At 65.7% G+C, this 5,152-nt stretch carries 4 protein-coding genes; all 4 read right to left on the bottom strand.

All coding sequences use genetic code 11. The features are described 5' to 3' along the window. On the bottom strand, positions 1 to 1,219 hold a 1,219-nt coding region (locus tag IC66_RS0121845; RefSeq protein WP_038949045.1), incomplete at its 3' end, for an SDR family NAD(P)-dependent oxidoreductase. A gap of 84 nt (positions 1,220 to 1,303) precedes the next feature. After that, a complete protein-coding gene (locus IC66_RS0121840; protein WP_038949043.1) occupies positions 1,304 to 2,590 on the bottom strand; it encodes an O-antigen ligase family protein in 1,287 nt (428 codons plus the stop codon). Further along, positions 2,587 to 4,071 carry a D-glycero-beta-D-manno-heptose-7-phosphate kinase gene (gene rfaE1 / locus IC66_RS0121835; RefSeq protein ID WP_038949042.1) on the bottom strand — a complete coding sequence of 495 codons (1,485 nt, stop codon included), beginning with the start codon at positions 4,069 to 4,071 and terminating at the stop codon, positions 2,587 to 2,589. Before rfaE1 ends, IC66_RS0121840 begins: the two co-directional genes overlap by 4 nt. A gap of 12 nt (positions 4,072 to 4,083) precedes the next feature. Next, complete coding sequence (gene rfaD, locus IC66_RS0121830) at positions 4,084 to 5,064, bottom strand: ADP-glyceromanno-heptose 6-epimerase (protein ID WP_028143330.1); 981 nt, start codon at positions 5,062 to 5,064, stop codon at positions 4,084 to 4,086. Positions 5,065 to 5,152: the final 88 nt, after the last annotated feature.

Here is a 5,152-nt window from a genome sequence, read left to right as displayed (position 1 = left end):
CGGCGGCATCCGCAACGTTGATCGAGCCGAAGATGTTGGTCTTGACGCCCTCGCTCCAGTCGCGTTCGAGGATGGGCACGTGCTTGAGCGCGGCGGCGTGGAACACGATGTCCGGCTTGAACCCCGCCATCAGGCGCACGATGCGCTCGCGGTCGCGGATGTCGGCGATCCGCCCTTCGATCTCGGCGGCCGCGCCTCGCGCGGCGAGCGCTTCCGTGATGGCATAAAGCGCGGGTTCGGAGTTTTCCACGATCAGGAGCCGCGCGGCGCCGAAGGCCACGACACGCTCGCAGATCTCCGACCCGATCGAGCCGCCGCCGCCGGTGACGATCACCGCCTTGCCGTTGATCAGCGCTTCCAGGCGCGCATAGTCGATCGTCTCGCTCGGCCGCAGCAGAAGGTCCTCGACCGCGACGGCCGTGAGCCGCGGCGTATCGCCGCTCTCGAGCGAAGGCATCCGGTTGACGATCACACCCAGCTTGCGCGCCCGCATCAGGATCGATTCCGGACGCGCTTCCGGCTCGAATGCCGAGGGCGTCATGACGAGGCGCGCGATCGGCTTGTTGCGCTTGGCGAAATCGGCGACGACGTCCTCGACGTCGTCGATGCCGCCCAGCACCGGCACGTTGCGGATGAACTGGCCCCGATCCGAGCTCGACGGCGACAGCACGCCGACCGGCCAGATGCGCTTGATCGCCCCGCTCTCGATGCCGCGCAGGAGCACCTCGGCATCCGCGGCGCGGCCGATCAGCAGCGTCGGCGCGGCCTCCTCGCCCCTGGCATGACGTCGTACCCGCGTATAGCGGAAGTAGCGGTAGGTCATGCGCAGCGCGCTGAGGAAGGAGATCTCGAGGAACCAGTAGAGGACGATCGTCACCTTGCCGAGAAAGAAGGCGCCGCGGACGTTGGGGGCCACGAAGATGTAGTCGAGCACGAGCAGGGCGACCGTCAGCACGGTCGCGACGCGGATGATGTTCAACGCGTCAGGCAGCGAGATGAAGCGCCATTTCGTCGTAGTCAGGTTGAAGATGAAGAACACGACCACGCTGAAGGCGAGGAAGTAGGGCAGGATCTGGAACAGCAGCGGCAGACGGTCGAAGAAGCCGTCGCCACCCTCGAATCGCAGATAGAAGGCGGCAAAAAGCGCCGCCGCGGTCGCCAGCAGGTCGTGGAGCGCGATCAGGAAATTGCGCAAGGTGAGATGCGAAAGACGCGTCATCCGCCGACCGATGAAAACCCAGTTAGATGCAACCTGACCGCGCTGATAGCCCATCTGGACCAGACTTGCCAGCCGCGCGGGCTTTCAGGAACCGGCTTCCCCCGTCTTCGCCTCGGCCTGTTGCCCCCGGATCACCATGCCGCCGGCAACGCCGACGCCGATGACGTACATCCAGCCCTCGTGGAAGTCGAACAGATGGGAGTTGAACAGCGAGGTGAAGACGTTCTGCACCACCACCAGGAGCCCGATCCAGTTGGCAAGGCCGTCGCCGCGAAACAAGCGCAGATGCAATATCCAGATCGCGTAGAGAACGGCGATGCCGATAACGCCCCATTGCACGGCAACGTTCAGCGTCTGGTTATGCGGGTTGCCGATCACCTCGGCGGACGCCTGGTACTGACCGGCGGGCGTCGCGACGCGTTCGAACAATCCGCGCGTCGAGCCGGTGCCGTGCCCCTTGATCGGCGCCTCGGCGAAGAAACCGAGCGACTTCCGCCAGAATTCGAGCCGCAGACCCGCCGAGGTCGGCTCGCCCTTTTCCATGTAACGCGTGTAGTCGTCGGAAAACCTCTCGGCGGTATGGCGCAAATATGGCGAGGCCTGCCAGGCGAGAATAGCGGCGACGAGCAACGTGGCGGAGATGAGCGCGATGCTGCGCCATTTGAGGTGAAGCAGCGCGAACACGCCGAACATGATTGGAACGGTGACGAGCGTGGTGCGCGACACCACGACGAAGGTCATGTTGACGAAGAAGCTCAGTGCCAGCGCCGTCAGCAGCCCGGCGAACCAGTATCGCTTCTCACGCAGCAGCATCACGATCGGATAGGCGAGCGCGACCGCGCAAAGCGCGAATTCCTGGCTCTGGTCGATGTAATTCTTGACGAAGATGCCGCGCTCGGCCGGATCGGTCTTGAGCGCGAGGTTCGGGTAGAAGGCGACCAGCCAGGACATCACCGACAATAGGGCGCAGGACACCAGGAAGGCGATGAAGATCCAGCGGCCGCGCGGCGAGCGCTCGAAATGATAGAGCAGGACCGGCAGCACCAGCAGCTTGATGGTCGGATTGACCGCATAGAAGCGGGCGCCCCAGCTCGCGTCCGACCACAGCGTCCCCACCAGCGCGAGCAGGACCAGCGCGATCGGGGCCGCGCAGATCGGACGCTTCAAGGATTGCAGGAACGCGCGGACGTCGAGAAACGGCACCATGCAGAGCAGCATCAGCGCGTTGAAGATCCCCGCCAGCGAGGTCGACCACGGCAGCGAGGCCGCGGTCAGGACCGCAAATATATCGACCGTCTCGCGCCAGGCCGCCGGGCTGCGCAGGCGGCGAAGCAACATCCCGCCGGTCGTCTCGCGTGCCAGTGTCGTCACTTGCCCCCTCCCCGGGCGCGATGGACCAGCGCCGTCGTGCTGAAGCCCTGGAGGATGTCGACCAGCACGACGGTGCCGCCCGCTTCCTCGACGACCTCGTGGCCGACTACCTGCTCGCGGGTGTAGTCGCCGCCCTTCACCAGCACGCCGGGCTTGATCCGGGTGATCAGGTCGATCGGCGTGTCCTCATCGAAGATGACGACGAGATCGACGGCTTCGAGCGCGGCGAGCACCTCGGCACGCGCGCGCTCGTCCTGGACCGGCCGCTCGGCGCCCTTGAGCCGCCGCACCGAGGCGTCGCTGTTGAGCCCCACGATCAGGCGGTCGCAGGCGGCGCGCGCCGCGGTCAGCACCTTGACGTGGCCGGGATGCAGGATGTCGAAGCAGCCATTGGTGAAGCCGACGCGCTGGCCTTGCGTTTTCCATTCGGCGAGCTGCGCATCGAGTGCGGCCGGCTCGAGCACGATCTTCTCCTCGGCCGCCAGAGTGGCATGCGGCAGGATCTTTCGGCGCAGCTCGGCCGCGCTCACACTGGCGGTGCCTTGCTTGCCGACGGCGACGGCAGCAGCGGCATTGGCCATGCGCAGCGCCGTGTCCCAGTCCGCGCCTGTAGCAAGCGACACCGCGAGCGCGGCGGCGACGGTGTCACCGGCGCCGGAGACGTCGCGCACCTTCACCGGAAAAGCCGGGACGTGAACCGCCGCGCCATTGCGCGGCACCAGTGTCATGCCGTGCTCGCCCTGGGTGACCAGGATCGCCTCGCAATCGGCGAGCCGCATCACGTCCTCGCTGGCCTCGACGATGCTCTGCACCGTCTCGGCGCGGCTTCGGGTCGCTTCAGAGAACTCCTTGCGATTGGGCGTCAGCAGCGTGGCGCCGCGATAGATCGCCCAGTTCAGGCTCTTGGGATCGACGATCACGGGCTTGCCGAGCTTTCGCGCGGCATCGATGGCGTGGCGGATGACGCGTGCCGTCAGCACGCCCTTGGCGTAGTCCGAGAGCAGCACGATGTCGGCGCGCGCGATCTGCGGCAGGATCGCCTCGATCAGCTTTGTCTCGATGTCATCGGAAGCAGGCGCCGCCTGCTCCCAGTCCGCGCGCAGCATGTGCGTGGAAAAATGCTCGGAGACGAAGCGGACTTTTCGCGTGGTCGGGCGCGAGGGATCGCGCACGAGCACGCTTTCGATGCCGGCGTGCTCGTCCAGCGCCGCCTTGAGCCGTGCACCAGCGTCGTCCTCGCCGACGAGGCCGACGAAGATGCAGCGCGCGCCCAGCGAGGCGACATTGCGCGCGACATTGCCGGCGCCGCCGATATGGATCTCGCTGCGCTGGGCCGCGATGACAGGCGCCGGCGCTTCCGGCGAGATCCGCGACACCTCACCATAGACGAACTCGTCCAACATGATATCGCCGATGCACAGCACCGTGCGGCCTGAGATGGCCTTCGCGAGGGCGTCGAAATCGAGAATGGGCGTCGGCATGTTCAAATGGCCTCAGCGGAAGCGGTCGGGCCGGTCGAGGTAATCCCCGACATAGGCCTTCACCGCATCCTCGAGCGTCGTGAAGCCGCCGTTATAGCCGGCGCGGTGGAGACGATCGACCTCGCTTTGGGTGAAATACTGGTAAGCCCCGCGGATCTGCTCGGGCATGTCGATATATTCGATGTTGGGCCTGGTGCCGAGCGCCGCATAGGCCGCCAACATCAGATCCCTGAAGCTGCGCGCCTTGCCGGTTCCGACGTTGAAGAGGCCGGACACCGACGGCGTCGCCAGCAGCCACATCACGACACGCACGACGTCGTCGACATAGATGAAATCGCGGCGCTGATCGCCGTCGGCGATGCCCTCGCGATGCGACTTGAACAGCTGCACCACGCGGCCGGCCTTGACGTCGTCGAAACGGCGCGCCAGCACGCTCATCATCGAGCCCTTGTGATATTCGTTGGGGCCGAACACGTTGAAGAATTTCAGGCCCGCCCATTGCGGCGGGAGCGGATCGCCGTTCGCGACCCGCCCGGCGACCGCGAGATCGAACATGTGCTTGCTCCAGCCGTAGAGATTCATCGGCCGCAGTTTCTTCAGTGCCGGCAGCGAGGCGTCGTCGTCAAATCCCGTCTCACCGTCGCCATAGGTCGCCGCCGAGGAGGCGTAGATGAACGGCACCGCGCCCGCCGTGCACCAGTCGAGCAGGCGCGTCGACAGGCGGAAATTGGTCTCGAACACGAGGTCGCCGTCGGTCGCAGTGGTCGCGGAAATCGCCCCGAGATGGATCACGGCATCGAGCTTGCGACCCTTCAGCCAGTCCATCAGCTCGGCGGGCGGGACGATATCCACAAGCTGGCGCTTGGCGAGGTTCCGCCACTTGCCCTCGTTACCCAGGAAATCGCAGACCACGACGTCGCTGCGGCCCGCGTCATTGAGCGCGGCCACGACATTCGACCCGATAAAACCGGCCCCGCCGGTCACCAGCAACATTTCCGAAATCCCTGCCCGATCTTTGCGGCCCGGTCCTGCCGTAGCGCATGAGCCGCCAAAGTGTAAGCGGTTTTGGGATTGTGCGGTC

This window comes from Bradyrhizobium genomosp. III, assembly GCF_000261705.1.
Classification (GTDB): Bacteria; Pseudomonadota; Alphaproteobacteria; order Rhizobiales; family Xanthobacteraceae; genus Bradyrhizobium; species Bradyrhizobium ottawaense.
The sequence above is the reverse complement of the archived record's forward strand: the minus strand, read 5'-3'. Positions and strand labels throughout refer to the sequence as shown.

What these genes read in the sequence shown, in the direction of transcription:
- rfaE1 (WP_038949042.1), bottom strand. Translation starts at nt 4,071, where the DNA reads ATGCCGACGCCCATTCTCGATTTCGACGCCCTCGCGAAGGCCATCTCA.
- rfaD (WP_028143330.1), bottom strand. Translation starts at nt 5,064, where the DNA reads ATGTTGCTGGTGACCGGCGGGGCCGGTTTTATCGGGTCGAATGTCGTG.